Source organism: Nocardioides sp. LMS-CY (assembly GCF_018732145.1).
Lineage (GTDB): Bacteria > Actinomycetota > Actinomycetes > Propionibacteriales > Nocardioidaceae > Nocardioides > Nocardioides soli.
In genome coordinates, this window is the sequence record NZ_CP076104.1 from 4257532 (window position 1) to 4272501 (window position 14970).

Annotated in this window: 18 protein-coding genes; 7 read left to right on the forward strand and 11 right to left on the reverse strand. The window is 70.8% G+C overall.

Going from position 1 to position 14970, the window contains the following annotated elements:
- Positions 1–100: 100 nt before the first annotated feature.
- The 6 genes from KM427_RS20195 to KM427_RS20220 all read right to left on the reverse strand — a co-directional run bounded on the left by KM427_RS20195 (position 101) and on the right by KM427_RS20220 (position 5828).
- Positions 101–1096 (reverse strand): LLM class flavin-dependent oxidoreductase, encoded by a 996-nt coding sequence (locus KM427_RS20195; protein ID WP_215525090.1) that lies wholly within the window; start codon positions 1094–1096, stop codon positions 101–103.
- Positions 1093–1863, reverse strand: coding sequence for an ABC transporter ATP-binding protein (locus KM427_RS20200; RefSeq protein ID WP_215525091.1), 771 nt, complete (start codon positions 1861–1863; stop codon positions 1093–1095). The genes KM427_RS20195 and KM427_RS20200 overlap by 4 nt, the downstream gene beginning before the upstream one ends.
- Positions 1864–1886: 23 nt before the next feature.
- The gene (locus KM427_RS20205) at positions 1887–2732 is read right to left on the reverse strand and encodes an ABC transporter permease (RefSeq protein ID WP_183591595.1); all 846 of its coding nucleotides are present in this window, start codon (positions 2730–2732) and stop codon (positions 1887–1889) included.
- 41 nt (positions 2733–2773) lie between these two features.
- On the reverse strand, positions 2774–3814 hold the full coding sequence (locus KM427_RS20210) for an ABC transporter substrate-binding protein (protein WP_183591596.1): 1041 nt from the start codon (positions 3812–3814) through the stop codon (positions 2774–2776).
- Positions 3815–3882: 68 nt separating this feature from the next.
- On the reverse strand, positions 3883–5064 hold the full coding sequence (locus KM427_RS20215; protein WP_183591597.1) for an amidohydrolase family protein: 1182 nt from the start codon (positions 5062–5064) through the stop codon (positions 3883–3885).
- A complete protein-coding gene (locus KM427_RS20220; protein WP_215525092.1) occupies positions 5061–5828 on the reverse strand; it encodes an IclR family transcriptional regulator in 768 nt (255 codons plus the stop codon). Before KM427_RS20220 ends, KM427_RS20215 begins: the two co-directional genes overlap by 4 nt.
- 227 nt (positions 5829–6055) lie before the next feature.
- On the opposite strand from KM427_RS20220, the gene KM427_RS20225 reads away from it, so the two are divergent.
- Positions 6056–6508 carry a cupin domain-containing protein gene (locus KM427_RS20225; RefSeq protein ID WP_183591599.1) on the forward strand — a complete coding sequence of 151 codons (453 nt, stop codon included), beginning with the start codon at positions 6056–6058 and terminating at the stop codon, positions 6506–6508.
- A gap of 85 nt (positions 6509–6593) precedes the next feature.
- On the opposite strand, the gene ychF is transcribed toward KM427_RS20225, so the two are convergent.
- Together ychF and KM427_RS20235 are read right to left on the reverse strand one after the other, a co-directional pair.
- A complete protein-coding gene (ychF, locus tag KM427_RS20230; protein WP_215525093.1) occupies positions 6594–7670 on the reverse strand; it encodes a redox-regulated ATPase YchF in 1077 nt (358 codons plus the stop codon).
- Between the two features lie 53 nt (positions 7671–7723).
- A complete protein-coding gene (locus tag KM427_RS20235; RefSeq protein ID WP_215525094.1) occupies positions 7724–8578 on the reverse strand; it encodes an MOSC domain-containing protein in 855 nt (284 codons plus the stop codon).
- 54 nt (positions 8579–8632) lie between these two features.
- Here KM427_RS20235 and KM427_RS20240 point away from each other — a divergent pair, with 54 nt between their 5' ends.
- Genes KM427_RS20240 through KM427_RS20250 form a run of 3 tightly spaced genes read left to right on the forward strand, consistent with a single transcriptional unit; the run spans position 8633 to position 10972 of the window.
- Positions 8633–9409, forward strand: a complete 777-nt coding sequence (locus tag KM427_RS20240; RefSeq protein WP_215525095.1) for an exodeoxyribonuclease III — start codon at positions 8633–8635, stop codon at positions 9407–9409.
- A 49-nt stretch (positions 9410–9458) separates the two neighbouring features.
- Entirely contained in the window at positions 9459–10520 is a 1062-nt protein-coding gene (locus KM427_RS20245) for a DNA recombination protein RmuC (protein WP_215525096.1), read from the forward strand.
- Positions 10517–10972, forward strand: a complete 456-nt coding sequence (locus KM427_RS20250; protein WP_215525097.1) for a DUF6542 domain-containing protein — start codon at positions 10517–10519, stop codon at positions 10970–10972. The genes KM427_RS20245 and KM427_RS20250 overlap by 4 nt, the downstream gene beginning before the upstream one ends.
- Here the strand turns inward: KM427_RS20250 and KM427_RS20255 are convergent.
- Positions 10918–11541, reverse strand: coding sequence for an L-threonylcarbamoyladenylate synthase (locus KM427_RS20255; RefSeq protein WP_215525098.1), 624 nt, complete (start codon positions 11539–11541; stop codon positions 10918–10920). The two genes, KM427_RS20250 and KM427_RS20255, sit on opposite strands and share 55 nt — an antisense overlap.
- Before the next feature lie 10 nt (positions 11542–11551).
- Positions 11552–12553, reverse strand: coding sequence for a 4-hydroxy-3-methylbut-2-enyl diphosphate reductase (locus KM427_RS20260; RefSeq protein WP_183591606.1), 1002 nt, complete (start codon positions 12551–12553; stop codon positions 11552–11554).
- A 46-nt stretch (positions 12554–12599) separates the two neighbouring features.
- Between KM427_RS20260 and xseA the strand changes: the two genes are divergently transcribed.
- From xseA to KM427_RS25760, 3 genes are read left to right on the forward strand one after another with little or no spacing between them, the layout of a single operon-like run.
- Positions 12600–13847: an exodeoxyribonuclease VII large subunit gene (xseA, locus tag KM427_RS20265; protein WP_215525099.1), complete on the forward strand. Its 1248-nt coding sequence runs from the start codon at positions 12600–12602 to the stop codon at positions 13845–13847.
- The gene (locus KM427_RS20270) at positions 13831–14079 is read left to right on the forward strand and encodes an exodeoxyribonuclease VII small subunit (RefSeq protein ID WP_215525100.1); all 249 of its coding nucleotides are present in this window, start codon (positions 13831–13833) and stop codon (positions 14077–14079) included. The genes xseA and KM427_RS20270 overlap by 17 nt, the downstream gene beginning before the upstream one ends.
- Positions 14080–14134: 55 nt before the next feature.
- Positions 14135–14266 carry a hypothetical protein gene (locus KM427_RS25760; protein WP_286674208.1) on the forward strand — a complete coding sequence of 44 codons (132 nt, stop codon included), beginning with the start codon at positions 14135–14137 and terminating at the stop codon, positions 14264–14266.
- Positions 14267–14385: 119 nt separating this feature from the next.
- Here the strand turns inward: KM427_RS25760 and KM427_RS20275 are convergent, their stop codons facing one another.
- Positions 14386–14946: a DUF4245 family protein gene (locus tag KM427_RS20275; RefSeq protein ID WP_215525101.1), complete on the reverse strand. Its 561-nt coding sequence runs from the start codon at positions 14944–14946 to the stop codon at positions 14386–14388.
- Positions 14947–14970: the final 24 nt, after the last annotated feature.

Consider the following 14970-nt stretch of genomic DNA (forward strand, 5'->3'; position numbering starts at 1 on the left):
TCGGTGTGGGAGTGCGCGACGAGGTCGTTGCCCCGGAAACAGGGCCACGGCAGCTGCCGGTGCGGACGACGCGGGTTCGGAGCCACCGGCGTGGTGGGCATCAGAGGCCCGAGAAGTCGCGGATCACCTGATCGATGGAGTCGTTCGACTCCCCGAAGGGGATGATCCCCACCTGGGTGACGCCGAGCCCCTCGAGGTGCTTCAACCGGTCCCCGACCTCCGCTCGGCTCCCTGCGAGAGCGAACCGGTCCACCAGCTCGTCGATGACCAGGCGGGAGTGGTCCGAGCCCGGCACCATGTGGTCGTAGTAGTCATAGTGCTTCCGGATGGCCTCGATGGCTGCCAGCTCGCGTTCCGACAGGTCCACCCGGATCGGCCGGAGGACGGTTCGGGAGACGTGCGCGCGCACGCGGTCGCGCGCCCGGTCCGGGTCGTCGTCGATGGCGGTCGGTGCCCACAGCACGATGTCGATGTCGGACAGGCTTCGTCCCGCCTCCGCCGCCGCCTCGCCGAGGACGGCCAGGGCCGAGCTCACGGCATCGGAGTCCGTGCCGACGAGCAGGATGACCCCGTCCGCGACACGACCGGCCAGCTCGAGGAGTCGCGGCCCCGAGGCGGCGATGTAGACGGGCACCTCGACCGGTTCGGGGAGGTACGCGAGCCGGTAGCCGCTCTCGCCGCCGGGCGCCCGCACCTCCCGTCCCCGCCAGAGCGTGCGCAGGTCGCCGACGAGGTGCTCCAGCTCGGCCACCTTCATGGGGGTCGCACCCATGGTGTGCAGGGCCGAGTCACCCACTCCGAACCCGGCCGCGACCCGCCCTCCGGCCAGCTCGTGCAGGGTCGACCAGCTGGAGGCGACGACGGACCTGTGCCGCGTGACGCCGTTGGTGACGGCGGTGCCGATGGTGATGCGCGAGGTGTCGACGGCGCTCGCCGCCATGGAGGTGTAGGCCTCTCTCCAGATGTTCTGGGAGTCACCGAACCACAGGTGGCTGTAGCCCAGTTCTTCGGCGAGACAGGCGAGTCGCCGCGTCTCCTGGACCGGTCGGGACGGATACAGGGACAGGCCCTTCGCCAGCGGACGGGGCGAGCTCACAACGCCACCGACCGCGTGCAGTCGTTGATGACCTGCCGGATCTCCCTCTTGTACTCGTTGAACGGATGCGACGTGTCGTCCCGGGGCCGGTCGAGGTCGATCCGGAACTGAGTGACGATCCGGCCGGGATTGGGGGCCATGACCACGACCCGATCGGCGAGCGCGACCGCCTCGTCGATCGAGTGCGTGATGAGGACCATGGTCGTGCGCATGGTCTCCCAGATGCGGAGGAGCTCGCCGTGCATCTGCGCCTTGGTCTGGGCGTCGAGGGCCGCGAAGGGCTCGTCGAGCAGCAGCACGGTGGCGCCGTTGGCCAGCGACCGGGCGAGTGCGACGCGCTGCCGCATGCCACCCGAGAGCGCGGCGGGGAGCCGGTCCGCCGCTGCCTCGAGGCCCACGAGTCTCAGGTACTCGAGGGACGTGCTGTGACGTTCGGCCTTCGGCATCCGCTTCTCCACCAGGCCGAACTCCACGTTGCGGCGGGCCGACAGCCACGGGAAGAGGGCGGCCTCCTGGAACACCACCCCTCGGTCGGGACTGGGCCCTTGGATGGGTGCGCCCTTGAAGAGCGCCGCACCGCTCGTGGCGTCCTCGAACCCGGCCAGGATGTTCAGCAGCGAGGTCTTGCCACATCCGGAGGGTCCGACGATGCAGACGATCTCGCCTTCCTCGACGGACAGCTCCACGCCGTCGAGTGCGAGCACCGGTCCGTGACCGGCGCGAGCGGGGTAGCGCTTGCTGAGCTGTCGGACATCGACGATCGACATCGCTCATGCCTTCTTTCTGTCGCTCAGGCGACGGTCCAGGCGCACAGGCGGCGCTCGATCATGACGACAAGCCGGTCGAACAGGTAGCCCATGAGACCGACGGAGAGCATGGCCGCGACGATGACGTCGAGCCGCACGAAGTAGTACGCGTCCCACATCACGTAGCCGAACCCCGACTTCACCGCCACCATCTCGGCGACGATCACCAGGACCCACGACAGCCCGATCCCGAGTCGCAGGCCGGTGAAGATCGCGGGCAACGCGGCCGGCAGTCCCACGCGCATCAGCAGGCGCAGCCGGCCGGTGCAGCCGAGCATCTGGGCGGCTCGGAGCTGCAGCGGCGCTACGTGGTGCAGACCATGGACGGTGTTGAGCATGACCGGGAAGAAGGCACCCACAGCGATGAGCCCGATCGCGGAGATGGCCTTGGTTCCGAAGAAGACCACCATGAAGGGCAGCCAGGCCGTGATCGGGATCGGACGAAGGATCTGGAAGAAGGGGTCGAGGAGCCTGCTCCCGATCCTCGACCAGCCGATGATGCATCCGATCGCCGCGCCGCTGAGCCCCCCGAGCGCGAACCCGTAGATCACCCGCTGGCTGCTGGCGAGCGCATGCTCGAGCCAGGTGCCGTTGTAGAGAGGCTGCGCGTCGACCGAGCCGAACACCCAGCCCCAGGTGGCGTCGGCGACCTCCAACGGCGTGGGCAGGTACTCGGTGTCGACCAGGTCGAAGGACACGACCGCCTGCCAGACCAGGACGACGACGATCGGCGTGACGAAGGCCAGCGGGTCCACCCGCCGCACAGAGCCCGCGACGAGTCGCGTCAGCCTCGATCCCCGGGGCTCGGCACCGGCTTCGGAACTCGGCATCGGTGGTCCTGCCATGACCTCGGGCGACCTCGTCGCGGCACTCACTGGCCGACCTCGGTCTTCGACAGGCCGGTCGCGTTCATCAGGTAGGTGTAATCGAGGCTGTCCTCGACGACGTCGGACATGTCGCGCTTGGAGACGCCGAGCTCGTTGTACGCGCGAGCGGTGGCCAGGGCCCGATCACGGTAGAGCTGCCACTCCAGGGTGATGGAGTTGAGCGACTCCTCGACGACCTCGGCGGGCGCTCCGGTCTCCTGCATCATCAGGGCGACCAGCTCGTCGGGATACTCGTTGAAGTAGTCCACGGCGTCGACGTAGGCACGGACCAGCAAGGTGGCGGCGTTCGGGTAGTCGGCCAGCCAGTCGTCGTTCGCCAGCGCCAGCGTGTTCGCGTTCTGGGTGTCGTTGGCGCCGATGTCGAGCGACGAGTAGACGGCGCTCCCGTTCTCGACGGCCTGCGCGCAGATGACCTCCCAGCACAGGATGCCGTCGATCTCCTCGTTGCGAAGACCGGTCAGCGTGGCCGGCCCGAGGGTGGTGAAGTTGACCCGCTCGATCGAGTTGGGGTCGAAGCCGGCCTCGCGTGCCGAGAGCTGGAACTGGATGTCCGGTCCGCTGTTCGGAGCCACCCCGATCTTGAGTCCGGCGAGATCGTTCCAGTCGTCGACCTCGGCGTCCGGCCTCAGCACGAGTGCCTGGGCACCGGAGTTGCCACCGGCGACGATCGACACCCCGGTCGGCGCGGTGTCGAGAGCGACGGTGTGATAGCCGGCAGCGGCGACGGCGACGTCACCCTTGGCGACCGCCAGCTGCGTGTCGGAGTATCGCTGGAAGGACTGCCACTCGACGTCCAGGCCGTACTTCTTCGCGAACTCGGGAAGGGCGATGAACTGAGCGTTGTGCGGGATGGGGAGCGAGGCGATCTTGATCGTGCCGACACCGTCCTCTGCTTCGGGAAGGTCCGTGGCGGCCGGGGACTCGGCGGCCTCGTGCTTGAGCTCGAAGCCGACGCTGCCCTCCGAATCGCCTCCGCAGGCTGCTAGGAGTGCGGCCGCGGCGAGGACGGCGACGCTCAGCTGCAAGCGTCGGCGCACTGAGTGTCTCGGGTGATGGTTCCGGGTCATGGGTTCGTCCTTCTGATCGTTGCTTCCTAGTACGCGGTGAGGACGCCGCTGCCGAGCTGGCTCGTCCTCTTGGGCGGTGCGGTGTTGCGACTTCTGGTGACGACGAGCTCGCCGCCGATGACGACCGCCGCCACCGCCGGGGTGTCGCCGGTCTCGAGGGCGGAGCTGAAGTCCGGTGCGTGCGACCCGTCGGGGGTGTCTGCGACGAGCAGGTCGGCCGGGGCGCCCACGGCGAGGCGACCGGTGTCGAGGCGTCTGGCACGAGCGGTGTTGCCAGTCGCGCAGGCCACGGCGAGAGGTGCGGGCAGGCCGCCCATGGCGCACAGGAGGGACATCGTGCGCAAGATCCCGGCCGGGGCGATTCCGGCGCCTGCGGGCGAGTCGGTGCCGAGGACCAGCCGCTCGACCGCGTTGCGCGCGATCGCCAGACGCGTCACGTCGACGGCGGCGCGCGGGTTGCCGTTGAAGACGACCTCGATGCTCGCCTCGGTGGTGTCGAGGATGCGTTCGACATCCGCCAGCGCGGGTGCGGTCGGTCCACCGTTCACGTGGGCGGCGATGTCCGGCCGCACCGCGGCGCAGAAGGCGGCGTCGACGGTGCGGCTGGTCGGCACCGACTTGCCGCCGACGTGCACCATGACGGTCATGCCGACCGCTTGGGCCCACCTCGTCATCTGAGCCGCCTCCTCCGGGTCCTGTACTCCGGAGATGCCGATCTCACCGACGAGGTTGACGCCGGCGGCCGCGAGCTCCTCGAAGTCGGACTCCTGGAGGCCCGGCTCGAGCATGAGCGCTCCGCCATGAACGCGGAGCCCCGACGGACGGAAGTTGCGGAAGCTGCTCGACGCCAGGAGCGCCAGCGCCTTGGTCGAGGCGACGTCCTTGGGACGCCCGGGGAGATGCACCTCCCCGGCGGACACCGCCGAGGTCACGCCGCCGTGCACGAAGCCCTCGAGGTAGTTCGACTGCGACTGTCGTGGGGTGTAGTCGCCGAAGACCGGGTGCACGTGGTTGTCGATCAGGCCGGGTAGCACCGTCGCGCCCCCGCAGTCGAGCACCGGGACACCGAGCGGCGCTCGGAGGCCCGTGCCGACCGCGGCGATCCGACCGTCCTCGACGAGGATCGAGTCGGCAGGCTCGATGGGGCTCTCGATCGATCCGGTCAGCACCGTTCCGATCGAGGCGAGCAGGAGGTTCGAGGTCGTCATGCCGAGGCGCCCTCGTCATCGTCGGCGTCGAGCGCGGGATCGTTGACGAGTCGCCGGAGCTCGTTGGTCCACAGGTTCGCCCGGAACCTGGTGGTGGGACCGGCGATGCTGACCGCGGCTACGACTCGGCCACCGATGACGACCGGCGCCGCGGCGGCGGAGACGCCGTCGACGAACTCGTCGTGGCTGGTCGCGTAGCCCAGGCGGCGCGCTTCTCGGACCTCGGCGAGCAGGTCGGCACGGGTCGTCTCCGTTCCGCGGGCGTGATACGGGATCCGCTCGTCCGGGAAGAGCTGGACGATCTCGTCATCGGTCAGGCCGGTCAGCAGGGCCTTGCCGCAAGCGGAGGCGTGCAGGGGCATGCTGGTGCCCTCCCGGATACCGGTCCTCAGCACGTGTGCGGTCTCGACCCGCTTGACGAAGGTGACCTCTCCCCCGGTCCGGACGCCGAGCGAGACCGCCTCCGCCGACAAGGTCGCCAGGTCGTGCATCGGCCCGCTCAGCGCCTCGACGAGGCGCGAGCTGTCCGTGGCGGCGGCGCCGAGCTGCGCGGCCGCCAGGCCGAGGACGTAGTAGCCGCTCGTCGGGTCCTGCTCGACGAACTTCATGGCGCGCATCGTCTGGAGGCTCAGGTGCACGGTGCTCTTCGAACATCCGGTGCGGCGCGCGAGCTCACTGATGCCGAGCGGACCTCCTTCCTGCGCCAGGGTGCGGAGGATGGTGAGTGCACGTTCGACCGAACGTGACGTCTTGACGTTCTCCATAGTTGAACACCGTTCTGTTGATGGACGAAACCGTGGCATGACGGTGTGACGCACGTCAAGCACGCAAGCTTGAGGTCGCGCCGGATCCCTCGCGAATCACCGGTTGACAAGGCGTGGGACGACGGGCTTCACTCGGGTCAACTTTATCGAACATCGTTCGACAGAGTTGAACAATAGTCAATCCGGGCGCGAGCAGATGTCCGGTCACCCGCGAGAGGAAGACTCTGATGACGACTACGCAGGCACCGACGGTCGACGAGGCGCGCAAGACGCACAACGCCCCGATCATCCGTCGGCCCGATGACGTCGAACCGAAGATGGGGCGCTTCAAGAACACCACGCAGATGGTGTTCCACCCCAGCGACGAGGACCCGACCCAGCCCAACGCGGGCATCATCAACTACCTGCCGGGCTCCGGCTTCCCGCTCCACAAGCACGACTTCGCGCAGATGTGGTTCGTGGTCGAGGGCGAGTGCACCTACGGCGACACCGTCCTGCACCAGGGTGACCTCGTGTACATGCAGGACCCGCACTTCGAGTACGAGATGCACACGGAGAACGGCTGCCGGATCCTCTTCCTGCAGTACCAGGGCCCGACGACCGGCGAGGGCCCGATCTACGAGGGCCGCTTCAACGTCAAGCAGGTGGCCGAGGTCAAGCCCGGGGACCTCGAGCGCTGACGACACCCACCGTCAGAAGCCGCCGCGTGGCTGCCGCATCCCTGCCGCAGCCGCGCGGCGGCGGGACCCGCGCGACCGCGCCGGGTCACACGTTGAAGCGGAACTCCACGACGTCGCCGTCCTGCATGACGTAGTCCTTGCCCTCCATGCGGACCTTGCCGGCCTCCTTGGCCTTGGCCATCGAGCCGAGCTCGACCAGGTCGTCGAAGGAGACGATCTCGGCCTTGATGAAGCCGCGCTGGAAGTCGGTGTGGATGACGCCGGCGGCCTCGGGGGCGGTCGCGCCCTTCGAGATCGTCCAGGCGCGGGTCTCCTTGGGACCGGCGGTGAGGTAGGTCTGCAGGCCGAGGGTGTCGAAGCCGACCCGGGCGAGCACCTCGAGCCCGGGCTCGTCGACGCCCATCTCGGCGAGCATCTCGCGGGCCTCCTCGTCGTCGTCGAGCTCGACCAGCTCGGCCTCGAACTTCGCGTCGAGGAAGATCGCCTCGGCCGGGGCGACGATCTCCTGCATGCGCGCCTTGAGCGCCTCGTCGGCCAGCTCGTCGGCGTCGCAGTTGAAGACGTAGATGAAGGGCTTGGCCGTGAGCAGGGACAGCTCCCGGATCAGGGCGCGGTCGATGGACGTCGCGATGATGGGGGTGCCGGCCTCGAGCGCGGCCAGCGCCTCCCGGGCGGCGGCGAGGTTGGCGGCCAGCTCCTTCTTGCCGCGGGCCTCCTTCTCCAGCCGCGGGATCGCCTTCTCGACCGTCTGCAGGTCGGCGAGGATCAGCTCGGTCTGGATGGTGGAGATGTCGTTGGCGGGGTTGACCTCGCCGTCGACGTGGGTGACGTCCTCGTCGCGGAAGACCCGGGTCACCTGGCAGATCGCGGCCGACTCGCGGATGTGGGCGAGGAACTTGTTGCCCAGCCCCTCCCCCTCGGACGCGCCGCGGACGATGCCCGCGATGTCGACGAACTCAACGGTCGCGGGCAGCAGCCGGGAGGATCCGAAGATCTCGGCCAGCCTCGGCAGCCGGTCGTCCGGCACCCCGACGACGCCGACGTTCGGCTCGATCGTGGCGAACGGGTAGTTCGCCGCCAGGACGTCGTTCTTGGTCAGCGCGTTGAAGAGGGTGGACTTGCCCGCGTTGGGGAGCCCGACGATGCCGATGGTGAGTGCCACGGGCGGCGAGTCTACGGGCGGCGTACGACGGTGCCCCAATCCGCCGACGGCGCTCAGCGGGCCGGTCGGATCGGTCCCGCTCCCGGGGGCACCGCCTCGAGCACCTCGACCTCGTCGCCGACCCGGATCGTCGCTCCCGGCGTGTCCGGCACCAGGTTGATCGCGAACCAGGTCGCGCCGTCCCAGCGGCGGATCCGGGCCAGGGAGGCGATCGGCTCCTTCTCGCGCACGGCGGTGTCCGGGTCGACCGTCGTCATCACGCAGCGGGCGCAGCCCTTGACCGCCCGGAAGGTCGCCTCGCCGATCCGGATCCGGCGCCAGTCGTCCTCCGCCCAGGCGGCGACCCCGGAGACGACGACGCTGGGCCGGAACCGGGTCATCGGCAGCGGCGCGTGGCCGCCACCGGACGACTCGAGGACGACGTCGTTGAGCGCGGCCAGGGACTCCTCGGTGGCCAGCAGGAGCGGATAGCCGTCGGCGAACGACACGCGGTCGTCGGGTCCGCTGAAGCGCGGGTCGGTGGGGCGACGGGTCGGGTCGTCGAGGTGGACCAGCCGGGCCGGGCACCCCAACGCCTTGCCGAACCACGCGTCGGCCTCCGGCCCGGCCGGCGCGGCGGTCAGCCGCGAGGCCCAGATCTCGACCGCGACCTGGGCCGCGGGGTCGGGTGTCGGCACCGACAGCGGCGGCAGGTCCGGCGCGGTCACCAGCAGACCGTCGCCGGTGAGGACCGGGTCGATCAGCAGCATCCGGTTCACCTCGCGGGCGGTGATCACGGTGCCCGCCTCGTCGACGACCATCCAGCGCCGGTCACCCGACAGCCCCCACGGCTCGACCAGGGCCGAGTCGACCGACTCCCCGCGGCAGGACTTGACCGGGAAGCGGTGGATCGAGGTCAGCTGGGCCACGGCAGCAGGATACGGACGGACACCGGCTCCGGCCTGGTCACTAGGGTGGCGGCCGTGCGCATCGCCAGCTGGAACGTCAACTCCCTCCGCTCCCGCATCGACCGCGTCGAGGCGTTCCTCGACCGGCACCAGGTCGACGTGCTGGCCCTCCAGGAGACCAAGGCCCGCGAGGACCAGCTGCCGCTGATGGGCCTCGAGGCGCGGGGGTACGACGTGGCCGCGGCCGGGGTCAACCAGTGGAACGGCGTGGCGATCCTGAGCCGGGTCGGCCTCGAAGACGTGACGACCGGCTTCCCGGGCCAGCCGGGATGGGGCGAGGTCGCGGAGGTCGAGTCGCGGGCGATCGGCGCGACCTGCGCCGGCGTCCGCATCTGGTCGCTCTACGTGCCCAACGGGCGCAAGCCCGACGACCCGCACTACGTCTACAAGCTCGACTGGCTGGCCCGGCTGCGCGAGGCCGCAGCCGACTGGCGCGACCAGCCCACGGCGCTCGTCGGCGACTGGAACATCGCACCCACCGACGACGACGTCTTCGACATCAAGCAGTTCGCGAAGTCGACGCACGTGACCCCGCCCGAGCGCGCGGCGTTCCAGGCGTTCCTCGACGACGGGTACGTCGACGTCGTCCGGCCGCACGCCCCCGAGCCGGACACCTACACCTACTGGGACTACTACCGGCAGCGCTACGAGCGCAACCGCGGCATGCGCATCGACTTCGTGCTCGGCTCACCGTCACTGGCCGCGCGGGTGACCGGCGCGTTCGTCGACCGGGAGGAGCGGGCCGGCCAGGGCGCCTCCGACCACGCGCCCGTGGTCGTCGACCTCGATTGACCTCCGTCGTCGAGACACCACTGTCGGTGGCCACCTCCATGCTGGCCCCATGGACATCCTGACGCTCTTCCTCACGCTGCTGGTCGGTCTGGCGATCGGCGCGGTCGTCGGGCTGCTGTGGGCGCGCTCGCGCCCCGTCGCCGTGCAGCGGTACGCCGCCGGCCTCGTCGACCAGGCCGAGGTGATGCAGGGCCTGGACCGGCTCAGCGACCAGATGCACCACCTCGACCGGGCGCGGGCGACCTGGCAGGGGCAGTTCGACACCCAGGTCGAGCAGCTCCAGCGGGAGACCAGGTCGCTGGCGACCGCGCTCCGCAAGCCGCAGGTGCGCGGCCGCTGGGGCGAGCTGCACCTACGCCGGGCGGTCGAGCTGGCCGGGCTCGTCGACCGGTGCGACTTCGCCGAGCAGGTCCGGCTCGACGACGGCGCCCGGCGGCCCGACCTGGTGGTCCGGCTGGTCGGCGGCCGGAGTGTGGTGGTCGACGCCAAGGTGCCGCTCGACGCCTACCTCGACGCGACGTCGACCGACGACCCCGACGAGCACCGCCACCACCTGCGCCGCCATGCCGGGCAGCTGCGTACCCACGTCGACGCGCTCGGCGGCAAGCAGTACTGGCGGTCCCTGCCCGAGAGCCCCGAGTTCGTGGTGCTGTTCGTGCCCGCCGAGTCGTTCCTCGCGGCCGCGCTCGACGCGGACCCGTCGCTGATCGAGTACGCCGCTGCGCGGCAGGTCGTGCTCGCCACGCCGACGACCCTGATCGCGCTGCTGCGCACCGTCGCGCACGGCTGGAGCCACGAGGCGCTGGCCGACCAGGCCCGGGAGATCCACCGGGTCGGACGCGAGCTCCACGAGCGGCTGACCAGCATGACCGGCCACCTCGACCAGCTCGGACGCTCCCTCAACGCGGCGGTCGGCCACTACAACCAGACCGTGGGATCGCTGGAGTCGCGGGTGCTGGTCTCGGCCCGCCGCTTCGGCGACCTGCCCACGCCCCGTCAGGTGGAGGCCGCGGCCAGGTCCGCCGGTGGCGCCACCGCGGTCGGACTGCACGCGGTCGACCGGCGCGCCGCCGATGACGGCGACGCGAGGGACCCTAGCGTGGCCCTGTGAGCCAGCGGACCCTCTGGGAGGAGGGGCACGAGCCCGGCCGTCAGGTGGCCGTCCTGGGAGTGGCGGTCACCTTGACCGCCGCTGTCCTCGACCTGCTCGTGTTCGGCTCGGTGGGGGTGCTCTTCGACCTCTGCTTCGTGCTGCTCTGCGTGGCGCTGGCGCTGCTGGTCCGGCCCCGCGACTTCTTCACCGTCGGCGTGCTGCCCCCGCTGCTGATGGTCGGCACCTTCACGTTCCTGGGCGTGATCCGGCCCGACGCCGTCGCCGACGCGGGGGACGGCGTGGTGCAGTCGGTCGTCACCGGCCTCGGCCACCACGCGGGCGCGCTGATCGTCGGCTACGGGCTGAGCCTGGGCGTGCTCGCCGTACGCCACCGGGTGCTGCACCGGCACGGCACTCAGGCCGCGAACCGCTCCGGGTCACCGGCGCCGACCCGCACCACCTCGGGGTAGCCCTCCGACCAGTCGACGACGGTCGTCGGCTCGGCCAGCGTCTCGCCGGCCTCGATGACGAGGTCGACCTGGTGGTCGAGCTCCTCCTTGATCTCCCAGCCGAGGCTGCGCGGCTCGTCCTCGCCGGGGAGGATCAGCGTGCTCGTGAGCAGCGGCTCGCCGAGCTCGCCAAGCAGCGCCTGCACGAAGACGTGATCGGGGATCCGGACGCCGACGGTGCGCTTCTTCGGGTGCATCAGCCGCCGCGGAACCTCCTGGGTGGCCGGGAGGATGAACGTGTACGGGCCGGGCGTGGCGGACTTGATCGCCCGGAACGCCGAGTTGTCGATCTGCACGAACTGGCCGAGCTGGGCGAAGTCCTTGCACATCAGCGTGAAGTGGTGCCGGTCGTCGAGGCCGCGGATGCGCAGGATCCGGTCGCGACCGTCGCGGTTGCCGAGCTGGCAGCCGAGCGCGTAGCCCGAGTCGGTCGGGTAGGCGATCAGCTGGTCGCCGCGCAGCGCGTCGGCGATCTGGCCGAGGAGCCGCGACTGAGGGTTGTCCGGGTGGACGTCGACGTACCGCGCCATCGTCAGCGACTCACGCTCGTCCCGCGGCCTTGAGGTCGCGACGCAGCTCCTTGGGCAGGGCGAAGATCAGCGACTCCTCGGCGCTGTGCACCGCCTGGGCGTCCGGGTAGCCGCGCTCGGCCAGGAGCGCCAGCACACCCTGCACCAGCGCCTCGGGCACGCTCGCGCCGGAGGTGACGCTGACGGTGCTCACGCCGTCGAGCCAGGACTCGTCGATCTCGGAGGCGTCGTCGACGCGGTGGGCCGCCTTCGCCCCGGCCTCGAGCGCGACCTCGACCAGGCGCACGGAGTTGGACGAGTTGCCCGAGCCCACCACGATCACCAGGTCGGACTCGCTGGCGATCTCCTTGACCGCGAGCTGGCGGTTCTGGGTGGCGTAGCAGATGTCGTCGCTGGGCGGGTCGAGCAGCTCGGGGAACCGGGCCCGGATCGCCGCCACCGTCTCCAGGGTCTCGTCGACCGACAGCGTGGTCTGCGAGAGCCAGGCGACCCGCTTCGGGTCGCGCACGACGATCCCGGGCACGTCGGCGGGGCTCTGCACGAGCTGGATGTGGTCCGGCGCCTCTCCGGCGGTGCCCTCGACCTCCTCGTGGCCGGCGTGGCCGATCAGCAGGATGTCGTAGTCCTCGCCGGCGAACCGCTTGGCCTCGTGGTGGACCTTGGTCACCAGCGGGCAGGTCGCGTCGATGGTCTTCAGCGACCGCTCCTCCGCCTGGCGGTGCACCTCGGGCGAGACGCCGTGGGCGGAGAAGACGACGGTCGCGCCGGTCGGCACCTCGTCGAGCTCCTCGACGAAGATCGCGCCGCGCGACTCGAGGTCGGAGACGACGTGCTTGTTGTGGACGATCTGCTTGCGCACGTAGACGGGGGCGCCGTACAGGTCCAGCGCCTTCTCCACCGTGATGACCGCGCGGTCGACGCCGGCGCAGTAGCCCCGTGGCGCCGCCAGCAGGACGGCCTTGTCGGCCGCCTCCGGTGACAGGATCGGCGGCATGCCCATGTCGGTCGTCATGGCGTCCAGTCTAGGGAGGTCGGTGCCATCCCCTAATCTCCCGGGCATGGCCCTCGACACCTCCCCCGAGTCGCCGGCACCGGTCCGCCAGATCGCGAACGCGATCGCGGGCTGGGTGGACCGGCTCGGCGCGGTGTGGGTCGAGGGCCAGGTGGCCCAGGTCAACCGCCGGCCCGGCATGAGCACCGTCTTCATGACCCTGCGCGACGCGGTCGCCGACATCTCGCTCACCGTCACCTGCTCGCGCACCCTCTTCGACGGGCTGAACCCGCCGCTGGTCGAGGGCGCCAGCATCGTGGTGCACGCCAAGCCCTCCTACTACGCCAACCGCGGCACGATCTCGCTCTACGCCCGCGACATCCGGATGGTCGGCCTCGGCGAGCTGCTCGCCCGGCTCGAGCGCCGCCGCCAGCTGCTCGCCGCCGAGGGTCTCTTCGCGGCCGAGCTCAAGCGTCCGCTGCCGTTCCTGCCCGGCACGGTCGGCCTGGTCACCGCACCCAACAGCGCCGCCGAACGAGACGTGCTCGAGAACGCCCGGCGGCGCTGGCCGGCGGTCCGGTTCGAGGTGGCGTACGCCGCCATGCAGGGGCCGCGCTCGGCGGCGGAGGTGATCGAGGCGGTCGAGCGCCTCGACCGCAACGCCGCCGTCGAGGTCATCGTGGTCGCCCGGGGCGGCGGGTCCGTCGAGGACCTGCTGCCGTTCTCCGACGAGGGCCTGATCCGGACCGTCGCGAGGGTGCGCACCCCGCTCGTGTCCGCGATCGGCCACGAGCCCGACCAGCCGCTGCTCGACCTGGTCGCCGACGTGCGCGCCTCCACTCCGACCGACGCCGCCAAGCTCGTGGTGCCCGACGTCGCCGACGAGGTCCGCAACGTCGTGCGGGCCCGCGAGCGGATCCGCGGCGCCCTGGCGGGCTGGATCTCCCGCGAGCAGGCCGGCCTCGACGCGCTGCGCTCCAGGCCGGCCCTCGCCGACCCGCGCACCCTGCTCGACGCACGGCTCGACGAGGTGCACCAGCTCCGCGACCGGGCGCGCCGCTGCCTGCGCCACTCGCTCGACCGGGCTGCCGACGACGTCGGCCACCAGCGCGCCCGAGCACGGGCGCTCTCCCCGCTCGCGACGCTGCAGCGCGGGTACGCCGTGGTCCAGGACGCCGACGGACACGTGCTCACCTCGGTCGGCGACGTCGCCGCCAAGCAGCGGATCAGCGTCCGGGTCGCCGACGGCCGGATCCGCGCCACCACCACGAGCACCGAGAGGATCGACGGGGAGACCGATGGCCAAGAAGACTGACCGGGAGCGCGCCGAGACGCCCTCCTACGAGGAAGCGCGCCAGGAGCTGGTCGAGGTGGTCCGCGCCCTCGAGACCGGCGGCACCACGCTCGAGGAGTCCCTCGCCCTCTGGGAGCGCGGCGAGCAGCTCGCCACGATCTGCCAGGACTGGCTCGACGGCGCCCGGCAGCGCCTCGACGCCGCGATCGATGCCGGCGACGGCGACGGCGCTGAGGACGCCGACCAGGACTGATCGCCGCCAGGCTGCAACAGTTCGGCCGCACGGCGGTGCGCATCGCGACCATCCGGTGCTCGACCTCGAGCAGGCCACGAAGATCGCCACCCTGCCGTGGTGGGGCCGCACCGACCTCCCGTTCGAGTACGTCGAGGCCGGGAAGCGACTCGAGGGCTACAGCGATGTCACCGGCGGCGCGGGCTGACGAGCCGCTTCGTTCGCGCTGGCCCAGCCCGGCGGTGAGCCAGCAACCATTGCCGGCTCCGGAAAGGTTGCCTGCTCACCGCTGACCGGCGCCGCCGACCGACCGAACGCCGACCAGGGCTACGGCTGCAACGGCTCGCTCGTCAGCGACTCGACGAACGCACGCAGCGCCTCGGGGTCGCCCGAGCTGTAGACGAGCACGGTGTCGTCGCCGACCTCGGCGGTCCAGGCGTGGTCGGTGTCGGTGTCGTCCCAACCGGTCCAGGTGCCGACCGGGGTGGTGAGGGTGTCGCCGTTCTCACGGACGCCGTCGCCGACGTACGTGCCGAGCAGGGCGCGCTCGGACTCGTCCTCCTGGTGTACGCCGGCGGTGCGCTCGTCGTCGGTGGTGAACACCATGTCGACGGCCGGGCGGTCCCCGGAGTCGAACGACGCGTCCTTGACCGACCAGCCGTCGGGGAGCCGCGGCGGGTAGACCGGCTCGAGGCCGAGCTGCTGGATGCTGACGACCATCTCGCGGTAGTCGATGTCCGGCGGCTGGTACTCCGGGGTGTCACGGAAGGTCCCGCGGAAGGCGACGATGCCCAGGACGACCAGCACCAGCACGATCATCGACCCGATCAGGCCACCGAACGACCGCTGGTAGCGACCGGGCTTCCCGGTCTGCGTCTCCTCGCTCACGCAGGACCTCCTCTTCCGGAAACA

Bases quoted from the DNA above. Each gene is read 5' to 3' on its own strand.
- KM427_RS20200 (WP_215525091.1), bottom strand. From the start codon at position 1,863: ATGTCGATCGTCGATGTCCGACAGCTCAGCAAGCGCTACCCCGCTCGC.
- KM427_RS20205 (WP_183591595.1), bottom strand. From the start codon at position 2,732: ATGCCGAGTTCCGAAGCCGGTGCCGAGCCCCGGGGATCGAGGCTGACG.
- KM427_RS20215 (WP_183591597.1), bottom strand. From the start codon at position 5,064: ATGACGACCTCGAACCTCCTGCTCGCCTCGATCGGAACGGTGCTGACC.
- KM427_RS20220 (WP_215525092.1), bottom strand. From the start codon at position 5,828: ATGGAGAACGTCAAGACGTCACGTTCGGTCGAACGTGCACTCACCATC.
- KM427_RS20225 (WP_183591599.1), top strand. From the start codon at position 6,056: ATGACGACTACGCAGGCACCGACGGTCGACGAGGCGCGCAAGACGCAC.
- KM427_RS20245 (WP_215525096.1), top strand. From the start codon at position 9,459: ATGGACATCCTGACGCTCTTCCTCACGCTGCTGGTCGGTCTGGCGATC.
- KM427_RS20255 (WP_215525098.1), bottom strand. From the start codon at position 11,541: ATGGCGCGGTACGTCGACGTCCACCCGGACAACCCTCAGTCGCGGCTC.
- KM427_RS20260 (WP_183591606.1), bottom strand. From the start codon at position 12,553: ATGACGACCGACATGGGCATGCCGCCGATCCTGTCACCGGAGGCGGCC.
- xseA (WP_215525099.1), top strand. From the start codon at position 12,600: ATGGCCCTCGACACCTCCCCCGAGTCGCCGGCACCGGTCCGCCAGATC.
- KM427_RS20270 (WP_215525100.1), top strand. From the start codon at position 13,831: ATGGCCAAGAAGACTGACCGGGAGCGCGCCGAGACGCCCTCCTACGAG.